The sequence below is a fragment of the Dyella sp. ASV21 genome, from assembly GCF_016428975.1.
Lineage (GTDB): Bacteria > Pseudomonadota > Gammaproteobacteria > Xanthomonadales > Rhodanobacteraceae > Dyella.
The window spans coordinates 1-312 of sequence record NZ_JAELTT010000364.1; the positions used below are offsets into that span (position 1 = coordinate 1).

General features: G+C 76.3%; 1 pseudogene. It reads right to left on the reverse strand.

Going from position 1 to position 312, the window contains the following annotated elements:
• Positions 1-115: 115 nt before the first annotated feature.
• A pseudogene (locus JHD67_RS22560) lies at positions 116-312 on the reverse strand (hypothetical protein); the annotation flags it as partial.

The window sequence follows — 312 nt, forward strand, 5'->3', positions numbered from 1 at the left end:
CCCCCCCCCCCCCCCCCCCCCCCCCCCCCCCCCCCCCCCCCCCCCCCCCCCCCCCCCCCCCCCCCCCCCCCCCCCCCCCCCCCCCCCCCCCCCCCCCCCCCCCCCCCCCCCCCCTTTACACCCCCACCCCGCCAACCGAGATTCGGTCACGGGTCTCGTGGGCTCGGAGATGTGTATAAGAGACAGGCTTGAGGTTGGTGTACTCCACACTGCCGTCTTTGCGCACCACCCGGTAAACCGCGCCACGCAACACGCGATCGCCATCGGCAGAGACATTAGCCACCGGCTTGTCGGCCACCGAGCCGCTGCGCG